The organism is Epilithonimonas hungarica (assembly GCF_900102265.1).
Lineage (GTDB): Bacteria > Bacteroidota > Bacteroidia > Flavobacteriales > Weeksellaceae > Epilithonimonas > Epilithonimonas hungarica.
Window position 1 is genome coordinate 559,399 of sequence record NZ_FNBH01000003.1, and the last position, 23,715, is coordinate 583,113.

Annotated in this window: 14 protein-coding genes; all 14 read right to left on the minus strand. The window is 39.0% G+C overall.

Translation table 11 applies throughout. The features are described 5' to 3' along the window. On the minus strand, nt 1-1,362 hold the full coding sequence (locus tag BLT30_RS14340; protein WP_089874357.1) for a glycoside hydrolase family 43 protein: 1,362 nt from the start codon (nt 1,360-1,362) through the stop codon (nt 1-3). A gap of 217 nt (nt 1,363-1,579) precedes the next feature. Beyond that, nucleotides 1,580-2,983: a glycoside hydrolase family 43 protein gene (locus BLT30_RS14345; RefSeq protein WP_089874216.1), complete on the minus strand. Its 1,404-nt coding sequence runs from the start codon at nt 2,981-2,983 to the stop codon at nt 1,580-1,582. A 36-nt stretch (nt 2,984-3,019) separates the two neighbouring features. After that, nucleotides 3,020-4,978, minus strand: a complete 1,959-nt coding sequence (locus tag BLT30_RS14350) for a glycoside hydrolase family 97 protein (protein ID WP_089874217.1) — start codon at nt 4,976-4,978, stop codon at nt 3,020-3,022. A gap of 35 nt (nt 4,979-5,013) precedes the next feature. Then, nucleotides 5,014-7,038 (minus strand): NPCBM/NEW2 domain-containing protein, encoded by a 2,025-nt coding sequence (locus BLT30_RS14355; protein WP_089874358.1) that lies wholly within the window; start codon nt 7,036-7,038, stop codon nt 5,014-5,016. 16 nt (nt 7,039-7,054) lie between these two features. Further along, entirely contained in the window at nt 7,055-8,422 is a 1,368-nt protein-coding gene (locus BLT30_RS14360) for a glycoside hydrolase family 43 protein (RefSeq protein WP_089874218.1), read from the minus strand. A 17-nt stretch (nt 8,423-8,439) separates the two neighbouring features. Beyond that, complete coding sequence (locus BLT30_RS14365) at nt 8,440-10,884, minus strand: glycoside hydrolase family 31 protein (protein ID WP_089874219.1); 2,445 nt, start codon at nt 10,882-10,884, stop codon at nt 8,440-8,442. 55 nt (nt 10,885-10,939) lie between these two features. Then, complete coding sequence (locus tag BLT30_RS14370; RefSeq protein WP_089874220.1) at nt 10,940-12,865, minus strand: alpha/beta hydrolase-fold protein; 1,926 nt, start codon at nt 12,863-12,865, stop codon at nt 10,940-10,942. 335 nt (nt 12,866-13,200) lie between these two features. Continuing rightward, a complete protein-coding gene (locus BLT30_RS14375) occupies nt 13,201-14,814 on the minus strand; it encodes a glycoside hydrolase family 43 protein (protein ID WP_089874221.1) in 1,614 nt (537 codons plus the stop codon). 141 nt (nt 14,815-14,955) lie between these two features. After that, the gene (locus BLT30_RS14380; protein WP_089874222.1) at nt 14,956-16,674 is read right to left on the minus strand and encodes a glycoside hydrolase family 43 protein; all 1,719 of its coding nucleotides are present in this window, start codon (nt 16,672-16,674) and stop codon (nt 14,956-14,958) included. A 179-nt stretch (nt 16,675-16,853) separates the two neighbouring features. Further along, nucleotides 16,854-19,319 (minus strand): glycoside hydrolase family 95 protein, encoded by a 2,466-nt coding sequence (locus tag BLT30_RS14385; RefSeq protein WP_089874223.1) that lies wholly within the window; start codon nt 19,317-19,319, stop codon nt 16,854-16,856. Between the two features lie 7 nt (nt 19,320-19,326). After that, nucleotides 19,327-20,610: an MFS transporter gene (locus BLT30_RS14390; RefSeq protein ID WP_089874224.1), complete on the minus strand. Its 1,284-nt coding sequence runs from the start codon at nt 20,608-20,610 to the stop codon at nt 19,327-19,329. A 1-nt stretch (nt 20,611) separates the two neighbouring features. Beyond that, nucleotides 20,612-21,250 carry a bifunctional 4-hydroxy-2-oxoglutarate aldolase/2-dehydro-3-deoxy-phosphogluconate aldolase gene (locus BLT30_RS14395; protein ID WP_089874225.1) on the minus strand — a complete coding sequence of 213 codons (639 nt, stop codon included), beginning with the start codon at nt 21,248-21,250 and terminating at the stop codon, nt 20,612-20,614. Next, entirely contained in the window at nt 21,247-22,254 is a 1,008-nt protein-coding gene (locus BLT30_RS14400) for a PfkB family carbohydrate kinase (protein WP_089874226.1), read from the minus strand. Before BLT30_RS14400 ends, BLT30_RS14395 begins: the two co-directional genes overlap by 4 nt. A gap of 2 nt (nt 22,255-22,256) precedes the next feature. After that, entirely contained in the window at nt 22,257-23,675 is a 1,419-nt protein-coding gene (uxaC, locus tag BLT30_RS14405; protein WP_089874227.1) for a glucuronate isomerase, read from the minus strand. Nucleotides 23,676-23,715 lie beyond the last annotated feature (40 nt).

Genomic DNA, 23,715 nt, shown 5'->3' on the forward strand with positions numbered 1-23,715 from the left:
TTATTTTGAGAACAGCCAATAATCAAAATACATAATATCCTTTTCTGCCTTTCCTTTAAATACAAAATAAACATCGTGAACGCCTGTTATTTTATCTTTTAATTGAGCTTTCACAGTTTCCCAACGGTCGTCTCCGCCAGTGAGCGGAACTTTTACCGTGGCAACAACAGGTCCGCTGGCACTGTCCAAATGGACATCCATCGTCACATCGCTGTTATGGGTGGTTCCTACCCGCACCGTAAGTGACTGCGCTCCGTCTTTTCCGAAATCCACATTTTTAACACTCGTGTATGCGCCGCTTTTTTTGGCTTTGACAAAAACACCTGCGGATTTATTCTGATAGGATTTTACGTTTTCTGACCACGCAATCATCTCTGCCTGATTGAAGGTATACGGATTAATTGTAGCAATCGCTTTGGTAATTCCATTGGTCATCTTGATTGGTGAAATGGAACCGTCTTTGTTAAAATTGAGTTCTTCCACACTTACCGACCTTGTGAAACCGCTTCCTCCCGGCAAAGCGCCGTTATGATAAAAGAAATAGGATTTTCCTCTGAAATCGACAATTCCGGGATGATTAGTGAAAGATTTTCCTTCGGTTGGCATTACAATTCCGCCGTATTTCCACGGTCCCTGTGCACTTTTGCTGGTTGAATATCCAATGAATTCAGGGAGCGGACCGCCCGGCCAGAACAGATAATACAGATTTTTTCTTTTGTACAGCCAAGGTCCTTCCTCGTATTGTGTAGGTCTTTCCGGGTTTTCTTTTCCATCCCTTTTCCCAAAAGATTCTGCAGTCATTGGCACTTCCACAATATCGCCGGAATAGGAAATCATATCCTGATTGAGCTTAACCATTTTAAGTTTGGGATTTCCCCAATACATATAGGCCTGACCGTCATCATCAATAAAAACCGTCGGGTCAATATCGCCCCATTCGCTCTGTACCAAAGGTTTTCCAAGCGGGTCGTGAAATGGTCCAAACGGACTGTCACCCACCGCAACACCAATTGCTCCTTTGTTGTTAGTTTTGGACCACATCGGAACATACATAAAAAATTTGCCGTTTCTTTCCACGCATTGCGCAGCCCAGGCATCACGTTTTGCCCAGTCGAAATCTTTATAGCTAAGAATGCTTCCGTGGTCGGTCCAGTTCACCATATCGTTGGTGGAATAGACTTTCCAGTCGTTCATCACAAACCAGGTGGAATCGTCCTCATCGTGAGTAGTGTAGACATAAAGCCTGTCGTTATACACCATCGGCGCAGGGTCTGCGGTATAATTGGTCTGAATAATGGGATTCTGAGAAAATAATATTCCCGAATATGCTATTAAACAGAGATTGAGTATTGTTTTTTTCATATTTAATTTTTTGATTTTGAACACTAAGTGCGCAAAGTTTTTTTATAAATATTTTTTTTTTAGTTTCACAAAGCCGCTAACGCTTGTATAAGCTGTGTGGTTGTATTGTTTGGTTTGGTGAATCTGGTTTCCGATATTGTTATACAGACCATTTTAACCACCCCGTCAAAAATTCTTTGAATTTTCGCCACCCCTCCAAAGGAGGGGAATTTTTATCTTATTTCTTTTTAAAACTCCAATGGTCAAAATTGAAAAGCACTCTTCCGGCTGTAATATTTTTCCCTTTAAAAACAAAATAAACATCGTGAACGCCGGAAACGGATTCTGAAATTTTTGATGTTAACATTTTAAATTCTTCCCAACCTTCGGTTCTAGGAACTTCAATCTCAGCAATTTTATTTCCGTCCACTTTATCTAATCTGACTTCTAAAATTCCTCCGTCAACACCTGCAGCAATTGAAGCTGAAAATTCAGAGGCGCCTTTTTCAAAATCTACCGAACGAACTTTGATATAGCCTCCCACCCTTGCATCGGAAACATAAACTCCCGTCTTTTTGTTTTCGGAAGTGCTGCATTTCTCTGACCAGGCTATTGTTTCCGCTTCGTTTCTTTTGTAGGGATTGAGTGTTGCAACGGGATTTACACCCTCTTTGGTCATTGTAATTTTCGGAATGCTGCCATCCTGATTGTATTTGAATTCTTCAATAGACGTTGACCTTCCGTAACTTCCTGCGCCGGGCAATAATCCTGTGTGATAGAACAGGTAGGATTTGCCTTTAAAATCGATAATTCCGCCGTGGTTGGTAAAACTGTTGGTAGGTTGGCCGGTCATTATTTTTCCCTGATATTTCCACGGTCCGGTTGGTGAATCGCTTATGGAATAAGACAGACATTCGGTTCGGTCCGTCATTCCGGCGTACATCATATAATATTGCTTGTTGCGTTTGTAGAACCAAGGTCCCTCCACAAAAACATCTTTAAACTGTTCCTGTTTCTGCAAAACCTCATCACTTCTTCCGGGACGTCTCAATCCTCCAAAAGCTTCTACCGACTGTGGAATTTCGGTGATTTTCCCTTCATACGAAACCATATCTTTGTTGAGTTTTACATAAAATAATTTGCTGTTTCCCCAATAAAGATAAGCTTGTCCGTCATCATCAATAAAAACCGTCGGGTCGATATTATCCCAGGTTCCCGTTGTCACCAATGGTTTTCCGAGTGCATCTTTAAAAGGACCTGTCGGACCGTCTGATACCGCAACACCTATTGCCATATTGTTATCAACGGTCTGAACGCAGATATACCAATAAAATTTGCCGTTACGTTCAATACATTGTGCCGCCCAGGCTCTGTCACGGGCCCAACTGAAAGACTCCAGTGAAAGCGGAGAACCGTGGTCGGTCCAGTTGACCATATCATCCGACGAGTACACTCTCCATTTCGTCATATAATAAAAATCATAGCCAGGAATATCGTCTCCGGTGTAGACATACATCTTGTTTTTGTACACCATCGGTGCTGGGTCCGGTGTAAAATGAGTCTGGATTACGGGATTCTGGGCAGAAATACCCGAACTCAAACCGCAAAAAAGAAGACCTATTAATATTTTTATATTTTTCATTTTTTAATTTTAAAATTTAATTTGATTTTCATTAATTTATAATGGAGAGATTACTGCCGCAAAACCGCCTCTTCTTAAAATTTTCACGTCAACAGAATCTGTACTTTCTATCACAGAATCATCTGTTACAATCTGTTTATCGTGTTTTCCGTCTTTGATTAATCTCAATTTGTATTTGTTATGTTTATCTAAAAAATCAAATCTAAGATTGATGTTTTTTTCAATATTTTCCCCGTTGATTCCTCCCACATACCATACATTGTTCTTTCTTCTTGCCATCACAACATCTTTTCCCGGAAACCCTTGTAGCAACTGCGTTTCATCCCAACTGGTAGGAACTTCTCTTAAAAATTTCTTGGATTCATCCGGCAATTCGTAATAGCCTTCCGGTCGGTCGGCAAAATGTTGCAATGCAGATTCAAAGACTACACTCAAAGCCAATTCGTGACCATAAGAAGTCAAATGCGGAAACTGTGAATTAGTAAAAGTGACCGGCGTGTAATCCATAGAACCGACCACATTTCTTGTAAAAGGGAGAATCGTATTATGAACAGGCGCAGTTGCAATAAATTCAGGGCCGTTGTTGTACCATTCTGCACCACGAACGGCTTCGTAGGTCATCAGATTAGGATAAGTTCTAGCCCAACCTCTCGGAACCAGACAGCCGTGGAAATAAACCATCATTTCAAATTGGGCAGCATCTTCCAGAATGTCCATATAATATTGAATCATACTTTGCTTCTCGCTTTCAAAAAAATCTACTTTTACTCCTGCAACGCCTAATTTTTTAAGCTTAGTAAACTCTTCCACACGGTTTTCGTGCGTTAACATTCTGTCTTTCGGTGTAGAAGCAACCCACGTATGGTCGCCACCTGAATTGTACCACATCAACGGTTTTATTCCTTTGGAATGAATGTATTTTAAAGCATCTTCCAGATTTCCGCCATTTCCCATCGAGTCCCATTCCCAATCCAGCAACGTATAAGGCCAATCCATCGCAACCGCCAAATCTGCAAATTCGCAAACCGTTTTAAAGTCTTTGGTTCCGTGATTACTCGACCAATAATTCCAGGAAACTGCGCCTGGTTTTATCCAATCCGTATTTTTTATCACGGAAGGCGGCGCAACATCATCAACTAATGTAGAAGCTACAATATCATTGAGATTTCCAATGATAATCACTCTCCAAGGCGATTTCCATGGCAATGAAATTTTGGGCAATGATTCTCCTTTTCCTCGTCCGTCTTTTGGGTCGGGGAAGGTGATTTTATATTTATTTTTATCCTCTTTATTACTCAGTTTAGACCCGCAGTAACTGCCATCAACAGCCGATTCGTGAAGCAAAAACCAGCAATTATTATCTTTTATCTGAAACAAGGCAGGATAACACCATTCTTCCTGTTGAATTTTTTCGCCAACCATTGGAGAATAAAGCCCTTCGTTCGCAGGATTCCATTTTTCTGTCCAGCGAGTAGTTTCCTGATTGATAGAATAAGAAGTCAATTCATCCTGCACCGTAAAATTTCCCTTTCCTGACAACGAATATCTAAAAGCAATTCCGTCATTATAAACACGGATAATCACGTCCAGTTTTTTCTTTTCTTTGTTTTCGAATGTAAAAACAACTTCATTTCCCGTATTATGTCTTTGGGAAGATTTCCCGTGAGGCATTGTGTAATTTTCTTTTATTAATAACGGTTTTGAAGATTTCAGAAATTTCATATCCGTAAAAGAAATACTATCAGAAAGAATCAATCCCAAATCTATTGACGAGATGGCTTCTGTCATTTTACCATCATTAAAATAATTTACCTTCAAAAACCATTTTGCATTTTCAGTATTATTTTCATTAAAAACATTTACTGAAATCTTTCCATTAGGCGATTCAACCATTAAATTCCGAGCTGAAACAGTCATAAAAGAATACAGCAAAACCATCAACAAAATTGCTTTTGAAAATATATTGATGCTGATATGATTTTTGATGGTATTCATTTTTATTTTTCTGATTTCCCTGAATTAATCTTGTTTTATTTGCCCGGACTTAATTTATAATAAGCCACACCGTGCGCCGGAATATCCAGTGATAATGCCTGATTTGATGTATTGATTTTGGCAATATCCTTCTGTCTCCAGATATCTCTTACGGTTTGACGACCGAAAATCCCGAGCTGCTTGAAATCTTTGTAAGATATATTCACTTTTTCCCTTCCGAAATTGGCAAAAGCCACCGCTTTTCCGCCGTCTTCAAGGTCTTTTACATAAATTTTCAATTCGCCAATGGTCTGCAGACAAACGCCCTGTTTTCCAAAAGCATCCTGATTTACAGCAATGACTTCATCATTCGTTAAAAGATTTAAAGTAAAATCATCCAGTTTCTCAAGGTCGCAACCAATCAGTAATGGCGCAGAAAAAATGCTCCAAAGACTGATATGCAGATATTGTTCGTCCGGTTTCAATCGGCTCTGATGTGGATTTCCCCAACCCACGACTCCTACCACCAACATATCGGGGTCGTTCCAGTTGCCGGGTTTTGCGTAAGGAGCCGCTTTGTCCTGAGCCAAAGCAATATTTTTAACACTTGCCCAGGTATCGGTGATGTCATTGGTTGTTCGCCAGGATTGTGCATCGGCATCATTTCCCCATTTCCAGACATCGCCCATCCCGTATTGACAAAGATTATACACAATATCACGAGGCTGATTTTTTAATAAATCTCCCATTAATTTGAATGGTTTCACTCCTTTATCCAAATCTCCTCCACCCTGAAAATTGAGTGAAGAAACTTTATTCGTGTCGTTATCGGGCAAACCGTCAATCACGCCGCCGTAACTGCACCAATCGTATTTCAGATAATCAATTCCCCATTTGGCGTAGCTTTCGGCATCCTGTTTTTCGTAACCGTAGCTTCCTGCGCAACCACCACAGGTCCAAGGTCCGGGAGAGGAATAGATTCCTGCTTTCAGACCTTTTGAATGAAAGTAATCGGTTAATTCCTTCATATCCGGAAATTTTGAATTGGTCAGGATATAACCGTTTTCATCACGCATTTTCCCTTTGAAAGACGGGTCTTTTCCGTCTCTATTAAATTGCCACGAATCATCAATATTGATGTAATTCCAGCCGTGGTTTACTAATCCTGATTTAACCAAAGCATCGGCAGCGCGTTTTACTTTATCGGCAGAAACTTCGTGTCCGAAACAGTTCCAGCTGTTCCATCCCATTGTTGGTGTCAAAGCTATTTTGTCACCGCTTTCGATTCTTAATTTCTTTGAAACTGAGCCTTTAGCATTTTTAGCTGATAAAAGGACTTCATAGGTTCCTTTTGAATCTATTTTTCCGGTAATGATTCCGGTTTGTGAATCTATTGTTAAACCTTTCGGAAGATTTTTCGCCGCAAAAGTCATCGGTATATCACCTGTTGCTGCAACCCTGAACAAAAAAGGTGAGCCGGGACGAACGCCGTAAACGCCTGCTGAATTAATTTTTGGCGTTGCCGCAGGTTTTGGCGTCAAAATATAAGGTACCGATGAAATCGGATTAAATGTTATTAGTTCTGCACCTTCTGCTGTTTCAAATATGGCATCTGCCCAATCGGCGTGGTCATAATAAGGTCCGTTTCCGCCGTCTGTTACGACTAATTCTAATTGTTTTACACCTTCCAGCGAAACGGAAACAGTCTTTGCTTTATCGCCTAATTTCATTATTCCGCTTGACCAAAGCTTTTTGTTGTCGCCATAAATTTCAAATTCAACTGCGGGATTTTGACCTTTGATTTCATCATCCATCCCCACCATTGCGGAAAAGCTTTTTGCTTTGCCATTTAATTTAATCAATAAAGAACTTTCTGCGTGCGTTCCGAAACCTCTTTTGAAAACTTCGCCGGCAATCGTCATAGGTTTTCCGTCCACCGAAGTATTGATGCCGGGTTTTCCGTGTCCCTGTGTTGCCACGCTCAAATCCAACTGGTCTAACCAAACGGTTGACTGCGCCTTGGAAATATTTCCCGACAATAGAAATGTTACAGCAATTAAAAGTAGTTTAGTCTTCAACATTATTAAAAATTTGGATTTAATTAAATTTCCACCAATCAAAATAGAAAAGGTCTTTTTCCCCCTTAAAAACAAAATATAAATCGTGGATTCCTTTTACACTTTTCAGAGGTGTATTAATGGTTTTATATAAGTCGCCCTCACCTTTTCCTGTAACGTTAACAACTCCCAGCAATGGCCCATTAAGAGCATCTGAACGCACTTCTATTTTTCCTCCATAGAGAGAAGCAACATTTACGTCCAAAGATTTTACGCCTTTGGAAAAATCTACCCCTTGGATTTTAATATAATCACCATTGTTAATTGAGGTAACGATGACACGGTCTGTGATTTTTTTGCCTCTGTTATAGGGTTGATTGCGTTCCCATTCTGTGACCATTTCTGTTTTCAGACCTTCGCTGTAAGCCATCGTTTCTGCTTCCACTTTTTTGTAAGGGTCCAGAGTGCCCACTCTTTTTGCACCATCCGTAGTCCAGAAAGGAAGCTTCTGAATGGTTCCATCTGCATTGTAGGTAATTTCTGTGACACTAACAGACCGACGTTCGTAATGTTTGCTCATCGTCTGTTTCCCGATATTATAATTGAACCCGAAAACATAGGATTTTCCTTTGTAATCAATAATTCCGGGATGATTTCCGTTGGAACGTTTATCACTGTCCATTATCATTCCTTTATATTCCCAAGGTCCGGTTGCAGATTTGCTCATCGCATAGCCGATTCCTTCCGGACAGCAGGTTGAAGCATAAGCCAGATAATATTGGTTATTTCTTTTCCAAACCCAAGGTCCTTCCTGATAATGAAATGGGTCGGGCGAACCTTTTACTTTGGCAATCGACGGGTCTTTTATGATAGAACCATTAATAGAAATCATATCTTCATTCAGTTTAACGTACCATAAATTGGGATTTCCCCAATAGAGATATGCTTGTCCATCATCATCAATCAACACAGTCGGGTCAATATCGTCGCCGGAATTTTTCACCAAAGGTTTTCCGATAGGGTCTTTGAAAGGACCATAAGGACTGTCCGCCACCAAAACGCCGATTCCTCTTTGTCCTGGCATCGGGCAGTACATATAAAATTTACCGTTTCTTTCGATGACCTGAGGCGCCCAGGCTCCATTTTCAGGGTCAGTCCATTTGAAATCTTTCAGGGAAGCAACCACGCCATGGTCTGTCCAATTGACCATGTCTGTGGAAGTGTACAGCAACCAATCTTTCATCTTGAATCCGAAAGCATCGTCTTCATCGTGACTGGTGTAGAGAAAAACCGTGTCTTTGTAAACCATCGGCGCAGGGTCTGCGGTGAATTTGGTTTGGATGATTGGATTTTGAGCTAAGGAAATCTGAAAAAATCCTACAACTGTTATTAAACTTAAAAATTTCATAATTAAATATTTTAAGATTATTTAAAATTGACATTCACTTTCTTTCCTGAATAACTCAACGATTGCTGCTGTCCATCAGGAAGAATTACTACAAAGTTTCGTTTATCAATCATTCCTTTAAAATTTCCTTTTCGGGAATCTATCGTCAAGGTTTTTGATTTATCATTCCAATGGAAAGGGATTTCAGTATAGTCTCCTTTTTCATAGTTGTAATTATCGAACTCATCCTCATACAAGACGAAATCTGCATCTGTTCCCGGATAGATTTTTACGGTAAGATTATCCCATTTTTTCTCCGTAGCATATTGAACATCTGGGCCGAACGGAATGATGCTTCCCGCTTTCACATACAGCGGAATGCTTTGAAGGTTAACAGATTTTTCGATTTCCTGACCGCCTTTGTGTTTTTCATCCGTCCAGAAATCAAACCAGTCTGAACCTGCGGGAAGGTAAACTTTAACTGTTTTATTTTGTGTAAAATCTATATTGGAAAGCGAATTTTCTTTTTTGGTAGCATCGGTTTTATTCCAGCCTTCATTTTCATCGGTTTTAATGAATTTTTCAGGTGTGTATTGAGGATTGAGAATTGGTGCTACTAGGAATGATTTTCCGAACAGATATTCATTATTTATATCCCAAGCTTTTTTGTCTGATGAAAAATCCATCGACAAAGCTTTCAAAAAACTCGAATTATTTTTAGAAACATCCCACGAGGTCGAATAAATGTACGGCAACATATTGTAACGCAACCTGATGAATTTCTCGATAATATCATAAACCACATCACCTTTTTTTCCAAATTGGTAAATTTCCCTCGGAACATCGGTTCCGTGCGAACGCATCATGGGTGTGAAAGTTCCGTATTGCAGCCAACGAACATACAATTCCTGAAACATCGGATTTTTGGTGCCTCCGTTTCTTTTATAAACACCGGCAAAGAAACCGCCGATATCAGAGTTGAAATTCGGATTTCCAGTCAGGCTGAAATTTAAACCTGCCGGAACCTGATTGCGCAAAGATTCCCACGAAGAGTTGACATCGCCCGACCAAGTATTAGCTGCGTATCTTTGCTGTCCTGCAAAAGCTGAACGCGTCAAAATAAAAACTCTTTTGTCGCTCGTGGTTTCACGCTGATGGTCGTAAACGCCACCAACTGTCATCAGCGGATATGCATTTCTCACTTTTCGGAATGAACCGAGGTATGTTTTGGTATCTAAATCTTCCGGTTTTTGGCTCAGATGGTCGGGTTCCGTAGAATCCATCCACCAGGTATCGACACCCAGACTGAAAACGCCTTTGTTGAGATATTTCCAGTAAATATTTCTGGCTTCGGGATTGTAAGTATCGTAAACACGGACTCCGGAAGGATAGTTCATATCGGGAGGCCAGACTTCCCGGCCAGATTCTGGCCAGGTTTTGAAATCGAACAACATTCCTTTTTTATCCATTTCACGGTACTGATTGGTCATCGGGCCGAATGACGACCAAATGGAAACGGAAAGATGTGCATTCCTATCGTGGATATCCTGTATCATTTTTTTGGCATCGGGAAAATCGGGGCTGATGAAATCCATCGCATTCCACTGGTAATTGTTTCCCCAATATTGCCAATCTTGAATGATTCCGTCAAGAGGTACTTTTAATTCCCTGTATTTTTTCACTACATCTACCAGTTCATCCTGACTTTTGTAGCGTTCTTTGCTTTGCCAATAACCATAAGTCCATAAAGGAATCATCGGTACTTTTCCTGTCAGGTTTCGCATTCCGGCAACTACACCATCCGCATTTTTTCCGTAGATAAAATAATAATCCACCCCTTCCCCAACTTCCGATGAGAATGATGTTTTGTCTGGTTTATCGGTAAATTGAGTCGGAGAATAGTTATCCCAAAAAACGCCATAACCTTTTACAGACTGAAAAAACGGCACAAAATCCCAGGTGTTATTCTGAATCATTTTTACATCCGTATTTCGCTGTGACATTTTTCCATTCTGTAAAATTCCTAAACCATAAATAGGTTCGTCTTTTTCCAGCTGAAAAGACTGTGTTACCGAATAAGTCGGGTTTCCTGCATCATTAAAAGGTTTGAAATCGCTTCCGGTTTCCTTTAAAAGTTCTTTTCCTGAGGATGAATTGTAAGTGATTTCACCATTTTTAACATCAATAAAAAGCTGTACATCATTTGTTTTTAATGAAATAATATGATTACTTTCTGAAACTGAAAATCTGGTTTTCTGTTCTTTTTTGATGACTGACAGACTGTTTTTGTCAAATGCTTTTCCAGCAGGATACTTAATAATTCTAACTGTATTTTCACCGTACAATTTCACTTCAACATTCATATTATCATTAGAAAACTTCAATCCTGAATCTGTTTTTTGATAAGATTGTGCATTGATATTTCCTGATATGACAACAACCGTTACAATTATTGCCTTAATTTTTATTTTGTTGAAATTCATTTGGTGTGTGTGATTTTGGATTAAAATATTAAAAGTCTGTTCGGATTAAATTTCATTATTTAAAAAGTTCCTGTGCAAACTGATGCAGGCTGTCTCTCCAAACCGGCCAGCTGTGACCGCCAGGATAATCTCTGTACGAATATTTAATTCCGATTTTATCTAATTCTTTCAGCATTTTCTGACCGTTTTCGTAAGCGATATCGTCTTTTCCGCCCATTGAAATCCAGAAATTTTTAACGTTGGATAAAAAGGCAGATTTATTTTCATTTAAAAATTTGTACTGTTTATCGGCAACGTCCTGAAGCATCGGTAGCATATATCCTGAACTGAAAACACCCAGGCTTGAGAACATATCAGAATTTTGAATCCCGGTATAAAGTGTATAGATTCCACCCATTGAAAGTCCGGCCAATGCACGATTTTCTTTGCCTTTTTTTATTCTGTAATTGGATTCGGCAAACGGAATGATTGATTCTTTCAGTTCTTTTTCAAACATCTGAAGATTACGTTCACCAAAGTTTCGGATTCCGCCCTGACCGATATTGGTATCCGGCATAATGATGACCATCTTTTTAGCTTTACCTTCCGCAATCAGATTATCCAAAATCAGATTGGTTTTACCCTGATTCGCCCAACCGCTTTCATCTTCGCCACCACCGTGGAGAATGTATAATGCCGGATAAGATTCAGTAGCATTCTGGTCGTAACCCGGTGGCGTGTAAATGAAAACTCTTCTCCAAGAATTGGTTACTTTGGAATAGAAATTTTTGATGCGGATATCGCCGTGCGGAACATCTTTTAACGCATAGAAATCATCGCCATCAAAAGGAATATCGATTCCACTGGCGTATCTTCCCATCCCGTAAAATGTTTCGCTGGACGGGTCTGCAACTGCAACACCATCAATCAGCAAAGAATAATAATGAAAACTTCCGCTCTGTGCATCTGTTGTTCCTGTCCAAAAACCTTCCGTATCTTTTTTGAGGTCATACTTTTTTCCTAAATCGATCTGAACTTTTTGCGCTTCCGGCGCTTTTACCTTGAACATCACTCTTCCGTCTGGAAAAATTTGAGGATACTGAGCATTTCTGATATTGGTAGCTGCGGGAATTCCCAAAACGGTAAATCCGTCAAATTTAGTTTTATCAACAGGCTTAAATAACAATTGTGAAAAAATGTATAAATCATTTTTCCAGACCTTGAAATCGTGGCCGCCCGGTTCGATGTAGAAAATATGCGGGATTTTATTTTTCTTCAGATAATCGCTGGTTCTTTTACTGAAAGGCATCAATCCGTCTGCATCGCCGCAGGAAATAAATATAAGTTTCATTTTCAGTGCTTCCTGTGGATTCGGCAAAAGCTGAGTCGGTTCTTTCGTATTTGGTGCTGAAGAAAATGCACCTAGCCAGGCAAATTTATCGATGTTTCCGAAAGCAAAATTTTGTGTTTGTCCTCCTCCCATTGATAGTCCAGCCAAAGCCCGGTTTTCACGGTCTTTTTTGACAGGATATTTTTTCTCTACAAACGGAATCAGGTCATTCAGCAAATCTTTTTCAAAAGTTGCGAAAGCTTCCACTTTATCCGGAGCCATGATATTTCCGGTTGCCCGGTCGTCTTTCATCGCACGACCGTTCGGCAAAACGACAATCATCGGCTGCAGTTTTCCCTGTGCGTAGAGATTGTCCAGAATAACATTCGGTTTTCCTTGGTTAAACCATTCTTTTTCATCTCCGCCAATGCCGTGAAGAAGATAAAGAACAGGATATTTTTCCCCTTTTTTGAATCCCGGCGGTGTATAAACCAAAGCTTTCCTTGAAGTTCCGACGGTTTTTGATGGATATTGAATTGTGTCAATTTTTCCGTGGGAAATCGTTGGATTTTCCACATCAAAACCTTGTGGAGCCTGTCTGTCATTGTTTTGAGCGGAAACAAACATTCCCGATAACAAAAAAGCTATAATGAGAAGTATTGAATTTTTCATATATTATTATTTGTAATTTTTACACTTATTAATTTAAGCAAAAAAATAATACCTGCAAGGTTTATCTTTTTTACATTTTTAATGTTAATTATCATTGTCGTAATTAACAGGTCGCCTCTACGAGACTTTGATTTTGATGGTACAATGTTTTGCTACTAACAGTTTGCTTGTACGAAGCAATAATTTTCATTTTTTCTAGACAGTGAATCTCTCGCAGCCCGACTTGAGCGGAAATCCTTTTTTGCTTGTACTCTAGTTCTATTTAATCTGAAATCATCTGCAAAAAAGATTGAGAGCGGAAGGCGGATAAAGCTGCCCAAATTATTCACCTCTAATTATTCCGAACTTATATTCACTCTGAAAAAATCAACATCTACAAAACCTCCCAGATTTTTGGTAGCATAATTGAAAATCGCAAACTTTGAACCCATAAAAAATCTCCGGTAATCGAAAATCATTCTGTAATCTTTTGCCATTTCGGCCCAATTTTTTTGGTCGGTGCTGTAATAAAAATTGGCCAAATCCTTTTCAAGGTTGAAATCGGCATCGATTTTAAAATAAACTTTGTCGGAATTTAGAGGAATTCTCTTCTTTTCTTCTTTTTTAACACCTATAACCGACTTAGTTTTATTGTCTAAACTGACTTCATTCGTTGAAAAAACGACAAACTTTTTACCATCTTCCATCACCACAGACAAAATTCCTGAATCGCCGTTAAAAGCGCTGAAACCTGCAACATCACCGTCTTTCATCCCTTTCACATCCAAAGCCACTATGCCACTGGATTTAGGACCTTCCATTCTTTGGGTCAACGTATTCGGAGCGAGGTACAAATTATCTACTATTCTGGATGTTTTCAGTCTTAAAAAGCCTTTTCTTTCGGATAAAGACCAAGCTGTGTTGACAGGATTATGATTCCACTGCCACTGGATTTTCATCTTTTTATCTGAGAATTCATCACTTTCTACCAGATGATTTTTTGGTTTAAATGGCGAAAGCGGGACTTCACCTGTCAAAGGTACTTTTCCATTGTCTCCCAAAATTGGCCAATCGTTTTCCCACTTTACAGGAAGCAAAATAGGAACCCTTCCTACTCCATTTCTGTCCTGGAAAATCAGGGAATACCAATTTCCGTTTTTATCGTCAATCAAAGCACCTTGTCCGGCATAGGAAAATCCAAGAAAATTGTCTTCAAGAATGACTTTTTTCTCATAAGGTCCGGTTACTTTATCAGCTCTATACACTTCCTGACGACGTTTTTCACCTCTCGGCCAGGAAATCATCATCATATAATATTTTCCGTCTTTTTTAATGATTTGGTTACCTTCCAAAAGTCCGGTTTCCGAAGCATCTTTCTGAAAGACTTCCGTCCCATCCTGATTTCCGATAATGGTTTTAAAATCCGGACTCAGCTCAAAAACTTTGTTGGAAGTGAAAACGTAAACTCTATCATCATCATCGAAAAGCAAAGATGCATCGTGAAAATGCCTAGTTCTCGTGATGAGTTTCCAATTGCCTTTTTCAGGATTGTCGGTAACATAGAAATAGGATTTGAAAGGCTCATCATTCGGGGAAAACAGAACGTAATATTTCCCTTTGTGATAACGGATGGACGACGCCCACTGTCCACGTCCGTAAACGCTTCCGTCAATCAAATCATATTTGGAATTATCATTTAGCGTATCAAAAACATAACTTGACATTTCCCAATGTACCAAATCTTTGGAATGCATCACCGGCGCTCCTGGCATCAGATGCATTGTGGTGCTAATGAGGAAAAAATCATCACCTTTTCTTGTGATTGACAAATCAGGCGCATCTGCCCAAATAATAGGATTGGTAAATTCCGTCGTCTGCTGTTTCTGAAGAGGATTTATCTGGGCTGAAAGGAGATTCAGCCCAATAAATCCAAAAAGAGAAACTATATAAAATGGTTGATTAATTTTCACAATTTTGATATTTTGGTTTGGTTTTTGAAAATTGTCATTCCGACGACAAGAGGAATCTTTATTTAAGTGGAGATTCTTCGCTACACTTTAGAACTTCGTTCGTTGACCTTCTGCCAATGTTCAGAGTGACAAAGATTATCATTAATTCGGCACAATATCGTTTGACAAAGTGCTGTACAAGCCAATTAAACTTCCTGTGAAACCTCCTGCAACATCGGTAGAAAGAATATCTCCTGAAACCGGACCACCCAGATTTTTAAAATTCTTGCCATCTGTTGTGTAATTAAAGCTGATGTTGTCTTTCTCTCCTGTAACCTGAAATTTAATGGTTTTACCTAAAGAAATTTTCTCGCTGGCTACTAATGTTGACGCCCCTTTTTCGGTTCTTTCCAGAACAATGTAGAAATCTTTACCTTTCTTCGTAATTCCGAAAACGTAATTAAATGTTTCGCTTTGATAGAGCGTAATTCCAGCCAATTCTTTTTCAGATTTTGGTTTGTAATCTAAGGTTACCGAAGTTTCAAAATCTTCGTGCTGTAATCTGTGAAACAAAGATGAAATCGGAGCCAACGCTTTGATATTCGTTTCCATAGGATTCACTTTTACACCAGTTTTTGTAGTCGTGATGAAGTTTTCACGAGGTCCGCGCATTGCAATCCAACGGAAATCCAGGTTTTTATTGGTTAATTTATCGTTATAGGTAAAATTTCCGTTCGGGAAGAATCCGTTTTGTCCAGTTTGATTCTGAACACCTTGCGGCATTTTCAATTTTGGTTTCATCGGAACCAAACCGTTTTCAAAAACAGGATACGTTCCACTCCAATCTACGGGAAGAATGAACGTTTCTCTTCCGTGATTAACACGTCCTTTTTCGTTTGGACGAATAGCTAAAAACACGCCATACCACTGTCCGTTCGGGCCTTCAACCAAATCTGCGTGACCTGCCCAATCTACTTTTTCTTTTCTGTCTCTCGGAAAATATCTTTGCGTCAGAATCGGATTATTTTTAGCCGGAACAAACGGTCCTTTAGGAGAATCTGCCATAAAAATAACTTCGCTATGATTGCCTCCGGTTCCACCCTCAGCGCACATCAGATAATATTTTCCTTTGTATTTGTACAAATGAGGTCCTTCAATCCAAATTGGTTTTTGAGAAAGATCAACACCACCGTTTACGATTATTTTGTCCGAACCTGCGACAACCTGGTCTTTCTCCAAATCGTAATCCCACATTTTGATGACGCGGTGACCTTGATACTGCTCAGTTCCTTTTGGTGGGGCGTCGTTATGGACAATGTAGGCTTTCCCATCATCATCGAAGAAAATGGCAGGGTCGATTCCATCGAAATTCAGTTTCTGGACTTCGCTCCAGCCTTTTGCAGGGTCTTTGGTTTTCACGACCATATTTCCGACTCCGCCCGCAATCTGCGTGGTAATCATATAAAATGTATCGTTGAACTTGTTGTATTTGATATCCGGTGCATAAATTCCCTGAGAAACGCCACCTTTTTCAACTTTAAGTTGTGAAGGTCTGTCCAGAACGTGGCCAACCTGTTTCCAATTTACCAAATCTTTGGAAGTGAAAATCGGAACGCCCGGAAACATCGAAAACGAAGAATTCACCAAGTAATAATCGTCGCCTTTTTTGGTGATACTCGGGTCGGGATAACAGCCCTGAAGAATTGGTGAATAAAATTCGTCCGATTTCAGAGGGTTGTCATTATATATTTTGTCGTTTCCTCTGTATTGAAAATCGGTAAAAATCTGTGCTTGCAAACTGGTTACAGAAAGTAGAGCCAGAGTAGCAAAAATGCTGGTTTTGTTTCTTAGGAAATTTGGATTCATTGTTATCTTTTTCATATATAATTTTTAATTTTTTTTAATCGTTGAACACTTCGGGTTCGTTTTATTTATATTGATAGGATTTTATCCTATTCTCGTTTAAATCGTCCCTTCGGGACTTTGATTATCATTTAAATTTTGGCTAAAGCCAATTGTTTGATCCATTTATTAAACGGGCTAAAGCCCGTTCCTATTAATCAATTTTTTATTTTCAGTTTGTATGTTTTTCCTGATTCTGTTGGGAAATCATACATCACAGATTCTTTTATTTCGACAAGGTTTAATTTGGCTTCACTGGAAATTATTGGCTTTTTAATCTCAGGTGTTTCGAAAAAGTGATTCGGGTTTTTGCCTTCCGCTTTTTTGAGTTTTGTTTTTCCTGATAATTCCATTTTGTTGGGAATTCTGACTCTGCAGTTTCCGCCTAAATTGGATTTTATGGTGATTTCTTTAGCTCTATTATTTTCCCAGACAATGCTGATTTCAAAATCGCCGTAGGTTTTCAGCCCGGAAATCTTTCCATTTTTCCATTCATCCGGAAGTGCGGGAAGAATGTCGATAAACCCGTTCTGAGTTTGCAAAAGCATCTCGGTAATTCCCGAGGTACAGCCAAAATTTCCGTCAATCTGGAACGGTGGATGTGCGTCGAAAAGATTCGGATAAGTTCCGCCTTTGCTTCCCCAGCCGTCTTTTTCTACCAGCGTTAATTGGTCTTTGATTAATTTATTGGCATGATTTCCGTCTAATAATTTTGCCCAGAGATTGACTTTCCAGCCCATACTCCAGCCTGTGGAAACGTCGCCACGATGAAGTAAAACGGTTTTGGAAGCATCCAACAATTCAGGTGTCGTAAAAGGATTGATTTGGTTGGACGGAAACAATCCGTAGAGATGCGAAACGTGCCTGTGATTGTCTTTCGGGTTGTCTAAATCTTCTGCCCATTCCTGCAACTGTCCGTATTTCCCGATTTTCATCGGTGGTAATTTGGAGATAATATTCTCCCAAACTTTTATTTTATCTGAATCAACATTAAGAATTTCCGCAACTTTTTTTGTTTTAGTAAATAAGTCAAACATCAACTGATTATCTATCGTATTTCCAACTGCCAAAGCACTTCCCTGATGTCCGTTTGGAATATTTTCGGGAGACATTGACGGACTTACGACCAGCCATTTGTGCGTTGGTTCTTCAACCAAAAAATCTTCATAAAACTGAGTGGCAGATTTTAGAATTGGATAAACGGATTTCAAATAGTTTTTATCTCCGTTGTACAAATATTTTTCCCAAAGATGCTGAGAAAGCCAAGCGCCACCCATTGGCCACATTCCGGCGTTGGCAAAATCTATAACACCAGTGATTCTCCAAATATCCGTATTGTGATGAGCGACCCAGCCACGACTGTTGTACATTGTTTTTGCCGTTTCTTTTCCGGATTCGCTTAAATCTTTAACCATCTGAATCATAGGTTCGTGCATCTCGGAAAGATTGATTTTTTCCGCCGGCCAGTAATTCATTTCCGTGTTGATGTTGATTGTGTATTTGCTGTCCCATGCGGGTTTGTTGGAATTATTCCAGATTCCCTGAAGATTCGCCGGCTGACCACCAGGTTGTGAAGAGGAAATCAAAAGATAGCGACCAAACTGATAATATAAAGCCACAAGTTCCGGGTCGTAGCTGGTTGCAAAATTTTTAATCCGAATGTCGGTTGGTTGTTTTGCTGCTTCGGAAGTTCCTAAATCGAAATCAACTCTTTTGAAATATTTTTGATATAAAGCCAGATGGTTTTTCAGTAAAGTATTGAAACTTTTATGTTCTGATGCTTCGATGTATTTTTTACTTTTTAAAACTTCATCTGTGTTCAAAGTTTTGTAATCTGTGAAATTGGTCGCGATGGAAATTAGAATCATCACTTCATCGGCATTATTCACTGAAATTTCATTTCCTGAAACTGAAGTTGTTCCGCCTTTGGTAATGAATTTTGCCAGCGCATTGAATTTAACCTGACCTTGAATTCCGTCCAATGTTGAGGAAAGTCCATCCATCTGTAATGTATTGGAATCAATAGCTTTGACATTTTTCTTAAGTTCGCTAGTGAAATTGGCTGTGAAATTCAGTGCATTTTTTTTGTCAGAACTTAATTTAATGACAATGACATTATCGGGAATTGAAGTAAAAACTTCCCTTTTGAAATTAATTCCGTTGGAAGTAAATGTCGTTTTTGTAATTGCTTTTTCGATGTCTAATTCTCTGTAATAATTTTTAACATCATTAATACTATTAAAATCAAGCGTAAAATCACCAATATTCTGATAGGCCGAACCGTGAAGTGTCTTGGCGGTTAAACCTTTATCCGCAAGAATTTGTGCTCTTTTGTAATTTCTGTTAAATAAATAATATCGGATAGAATCCAGAACTTTTGGTCCATCCGGATTATCGTTTCTTGAAGGTCCGCCCGACCAAAAAGTGCCTTCGTTCAGCTGAAGTTTTTCCTGGGAAGGGTCGCCAAAAACCATTGTAGCCAATCTTCCGTTTCCAACCGGTAACGCTTCCACCCACTGTTTGGCAGGTTTGTCATACCAAAGCTTATATTTTCCTCCTTTTTGAGCAAAGGAAAATCCGCTTAGGAAAAGACAGATGATTAATATGTAATGTTTTTGGTTCATTTATTTTTTAACTGATTTTTACAGTCGGTTTTCTGTTAATTAATTTGATTATCAACCAGGCTGCAACATAAGACATTCCGGCAATGAAGAAAATGATGTTATAACCGCCGTTGATATTTCCTGCTTTTTTGAATGCATCCAAAACAATCCCGATAAATAACGGGAAAATAATTCCTGCAACCGAACCCATCATTCCGCCAAAACCAATGACAGAGCTCACATAGTTGTTCGGTAACCTGTCACCAACACATGTCATCAGATTGGCTCCCCAACCTTGATGTGCGGCTGTTGCAAAGGCAATGACAACTGTTATCATCCACATATTATCCAGATATTTTGAAAACATCACCGGAACTACCAGCAATGCAAACAATAGCATCGTAAAATTTCGGGCTCTGCTGATTTCCCAGCCTTTTTTGATTAAAGCAGAAGACAAATAACCACCACCAATACTACCTATTGTTGTTCCTCCGTAGATTAAAATCAATGGTAATGAAGGTTTCGTCAAATCCATTTTGAAAACATCTGCAAAATAAGCCGGTAACCAAAACATAAAGAAATACCAGATCGGGTCGGTCATCATTTTCCCGATGGCAAAAGACCAGGTTGCTTTCAGTTTCAGAATATCTTTAAGAGGCGCACTTGGAAGGTTATTTTGATTCTCCTCCTGGTCACTTTTGATGTAAGCCAGTTCTTCTGCAGAGAGTTTTTTATTGTCTTCGGGTTTATTGTAAAAACGCCACCAAAGTACAAGCCATAAAAGCCCGGCCGCTCCAATCCAGACAAAGGTCTCCTGCCAGCCGTAATGTCCTAAAATAAACGGAACCAGAACAGGTGCTAAAATAGCTCCAACTGTTGCTCCCGAATTGAAAATCCCTGTCGCCAAAGCTCTTTCCTTTTTGGGAAACCATTCTGCTACAGATTTTATCGCTGCCGGAAAATTACCCGCTTCTGAAAGTCCCAATGCTGTTCTAGCAAACAAAAATCCAACGGTACTTTTAACAAACCCGTGACCAATAGAAGCTAAGCTCCAAACCACGAGAGACACAGCATATCCGATTTTGGAACCTACTTTATCTACAAATCTTCCCATCAAAAGATTTCCCAAAGCATATGATGCCGTGAAAGCCATCACAATGTAGCTGTAATCTTTTTCCGTCCAGCTAAACTCAGCTTCTAAAGTGGGCTTCAGAAGACCCATCACTTGACGGTCGAGATAATTGATTGTCGTTGCCAGAAAAACCAAAAACAACATAAACCATCTCAGATTCTTTTTTTGCGGTGCCTGCATCTTATTTTTGATTTAATTGAAATAATAATTGTTCAACTTTTTCTTTTAGTTGTTCATCGGAAAATTCTTTTTTGACCAAAGCACTTCCAAGTCCGACTGCAACTGCACCGCCATTCATCCATTCGGAAATATCCTGAGCGTCTGCATGGATTCCGCCTGTCAGCATAAATTCCATTTCCGGGAAAACCGAAGAAATCGATTTTATGTAATTTTTTCCGGCCAAATCCGCAGGAAAAACCTTTACCATTCGAAGCCCGTTTTGATAAGCGATATTAATCTCAGACGGCGTGAAACATCCTGGAATCAACAGAATATTTTTGTCAACGGAATGTTTTACCAATTCTTCATTAATGATTGGCGTAATGATAAAATCAGCTTTTGCATCAATGAAAGCATCCATTTCTGAAATATTTTTCACTGTTCCGATTCCTAAAGAGAGTTCCGGAAATTCTGTTATTGCTAATTCTTTCAGTTTTCTGAAATTTTCTAAAGCTAATTCACCACGATTGGTATATTCTACCACACGGATTCCTGCTTCATAAAGCGATTTTACAATCGATTTTGAAACTTCGAAAGAATCATTGTAAAACAACGGAACTATCTTCTGATCTTTTATTTTTTGTATGATTTTTAAACTCATAAATTTTCGATATTAATCGTTTCGTTGATGGTATCGCCTTGTACAAAAAGTTTTTTGAAAGCCACTTTTACAGCATCATCCAGGATTTTTTGGATTGAATTTCCTTTTATGCTTCCGTGAATCAAAGCCGCCATAAAAGAATCGCCGCTGCCGACTCTTTCCAAAATTTTATCAGAATAATATTGCTCTGAAATGAATAATTTCCCCTCAGAATATATAGTCGCAAAATAATTGACCTCGTCACCTTTTGTGAATCGGAATGTGTTGGCAATCAATTCTATATTCGGATATTGTTTCTGAATTTCTGAAGCTGATTTTCCAGCTTGTTTTAGAAGGTTCTCATCATTAAAATTTCCATTTAATTCGTATTCAATTGGGATATTTAAGAATTCCTGAATCGACCAGATATTTCCCATTAAAACATTAACAAATGGCATTAATTGAGAGATTTTATCGTAAGGATTCTGATGCTGCCAAAGTGATGCACGGTAATTCAAATCCAGAGAAGCTTTGATATTTCGGGCATTGGCCTTCTTCATCAAATCAAGACATTTCCCGAAAGCATTTTCGCTCAAAGCAGGCGTAATTGTACTGATATGAAGCCAAGTTACATCCTGAAAAACTTCGTCATCAGAAAAACCGGAAAAATCTGATTCTGTGAAAACCGATGGAAAACGGTCGTAGATAACTTTCGCATTCTGCATATCGCCATCAAAAGGAAGATAAAAAGTTCCCATTCTCCCATTTGACTTCTCTGCAAGGATTTTTATTTTTTCATCATTTAATTTTAATTCCAATTGGCTTCCGAGATAATTTTCCGGCAACGCAGAATACAAAGAAACCTGATTTCCCCATCTTGAAAGTGCCGAAGCAACATTATATTCAGCTCCGCCAATGTAAATTTTGAGAGCTTGATTTTTCAGCCAAGTTCCGTCAGAATCCGGAGCGAAATGCAAAAGCAATTCACCGAAACATAAGATTTTATTTGAAGTTTCCTGATTCATTCTTAAAAATTGAAATAATTTTTAGCGTTGTAATAGCAGATATCCTGAATGATTTTTCCAACCCATCTTTCATCATCAGGAATAAGACCCTTTTCCACCTCATTTCCGAACATATTACAAAGCAGTCTCCTGAAATACTCGTGTCTTGAGAATGACAAAAAACTTCTGGAATCGGTCAGCATCCCTACAAATGTGCTTATCAATCCGATATTGGAAAGCGTGTTCATCTGTTTCTGCATCCCATCCAGCTGGTCCAGAAACCACCAGGCAGCGCCGAACTGTATTTTGGATTTGATTCCGGATTCATTGAAATTGCCTGCAAGAGAAGCCAAAACTTCATTATAAACCGGATTCAGATTATAAATAATTGTTTTTGCAAGTTTGCCTTTGGAATTGAGCCCATCAAAAAGAACACTCATTCTTTGGGCAAAATATTGTTCGCCAATCGCATCGAAACCGGTATTTGCACCAATATTTTTCAGCATCGCGGAATTATTATTTCTGGTTGCGCCAACATGGAACTGCTGAATCCAACCTTTATCAGAATACATTTTGCAGAGCTCTTTCAAAAGAAATCCGCAAAGCGCATCCGGATCGGAAAATGTAAGTTGGTTACCTTTTAGAAATTCTGAAAATTCTTTTTCTAGATCAGCATTCCACTGGGTTGTGTCCGGAAAATATTCGAAGCCGTGGTCTGAAACTCTGGTGCCAACCTCATCAAAATGATTGATTCTTGACTGAAGCACACTCAATAGATCTGAAACTGAATTAATATTGGTTCCTGAAGCTTTTTCAAGTTTTTTAATATTGAGGATATAAGATTCGGAATCAATAATATTGATGTAAATATCCGGACGAAAACTTGGTAAAACTGTTGTATTGAAATTGCTTTCTTTTATTTTTTTATGATAATCCAGATTGTCAGCCGGGTCATCTGTTGTACAAAGTGCCTCCACTTTATAATTTTTGAGCAATTCCTGTGGCGTAAATTCAGGTTTTTGTAAAGAATCCTGCATTGCGCTATAAATATCATCCGCATTTTTTTCAGACAAATATCCCTTAATTCCAAAAGAATTTTTGAGCTCCAGATGCGTCCAGTGAAACAATGGATTCCGAAGTGTGTAAGGAACCGTTTCGGCCCATTTTTGGAATTTTTCTTCGTCCGCTGCCTGTCCTGAAATGAATTTTTCATCAATCCCGAAATTCCGCATTGCACGCCATTTGTAATGGTCGCCATCCAGCCAGATTGCTGTTGGAGAACGGAAATTCTGATTATTTGAAATAACCTCAGGTTCCAGATGATTGTGATAATCGATAATCGGCATCTCTTTCGCATAGCCAAAATAGAGATTTTCCGCCTTTGCCGATTCCAGCAAAAATGATTCTCCGAAAACTCCTTTATTTTTAATGGAATGAGTCATTATTTAATCTAAAAAACTGATTTTTATTTTATGAAAATCT

What these genes read in the sequence shown, in the direction of transcription:
- BLT30_RS14340 (WP_089874357.1), bottom strand. Translation starts at nt 1,362, where the DNA reads ATGAAAAAAACAATACTCAATCTCTGTTTAATAGCATATTCGGGAATA.
- BLT30_RS14345 (WP_089874216.1), bottom strand. Translation starts at nt 2,983, where the DNA reads ATGAAAAATATAAAAATATTAATAGGTCTTCTTTTTTGCGGTTTGAGT.
- BLT30_RS14350 (WP_089874217.1), bottom strand. Translation starts at nt 4,978, where the DNA reads ATGAATACCATCAAAAATCATATCAGCATCAATATATTTTCAAAAGCA.
- BLT30_RS14355 (WP_089874358.1), bottom strand. Translation starts at nt 7,038, where the DNA reads ATGTTGAAGACTAAACTACTTTTAATTGCTGTAACATTTCTATTGTCG.
- BLT30_RS14360 (WP_089874218.1), bottom strand. Translation starts at nt 8,422, where the DNA reads ATGAAATTTTTAAGTTTAATAACAGTTGTAGGATTTTTTCAGATTTCC.
- BLT30_RS14365 (WP_089874219.1), bottom strand. Translation starts at nt 10,884, where the DNA reads ATGAATTTCAACAAAATAAAAATTAAGGCAATAATTGTAACGGTTGTT.
- BLT30_RS14370 (WP_089874220.1), bottom strand. Translation starts at nt 12,865, where the DNA reads ATGAAAAATTCAATACTTCTCATTATAGCTTTTTTGTTATCGGGAATG.
- BLT30_RS14380 (WP_089874222.1), bottom strand. Translation starts at nt 16,674, where the DNA reads ATGAAAAAGATAACAATGAATCCAAATTTCCTAAGAAACAAAACCAGC.
- BLT30_RS14385 (WP_089874223.1), bottom strand. Translation starts at nt 19,319, where the DNA reads ATGAACCAAAAACATTACATATTAATCATCTGTCTTTTCCTAAGCGGA.
- BLT30_RS14390 (WP_089874224.1), bottom strand. Translation starts at nt 20,610, where the DNA reads ATGCAGGCACCGCAAAAAAAGAATCTGAGATGGTTTATGTTGTTTTTG.
- BLT30_RS14395 (WP_089874225.1), bottom strand. Translation starts at nt 21,250, where the DNA reads ATGAGTTTAAAAATCATACAAAAAATAAAAGATCAGAAGATAGTTCCG.
- BLT30_RS14400 (WP_089874226.1), bottom strand. Translation starts at nt 22,254, where the DNA reads ATGAATCAGGAAACTTCAAATAAAATCTTATGTTTCGGTGAATTGCTT.
- uxaC (WP_089874227.1), bottom strand. Translation starts at nt 23,675, where the DNA reads ATGACTCATTCCATTAAAAATAAAGGAGTTTTCGGAGAATCATTTTTG.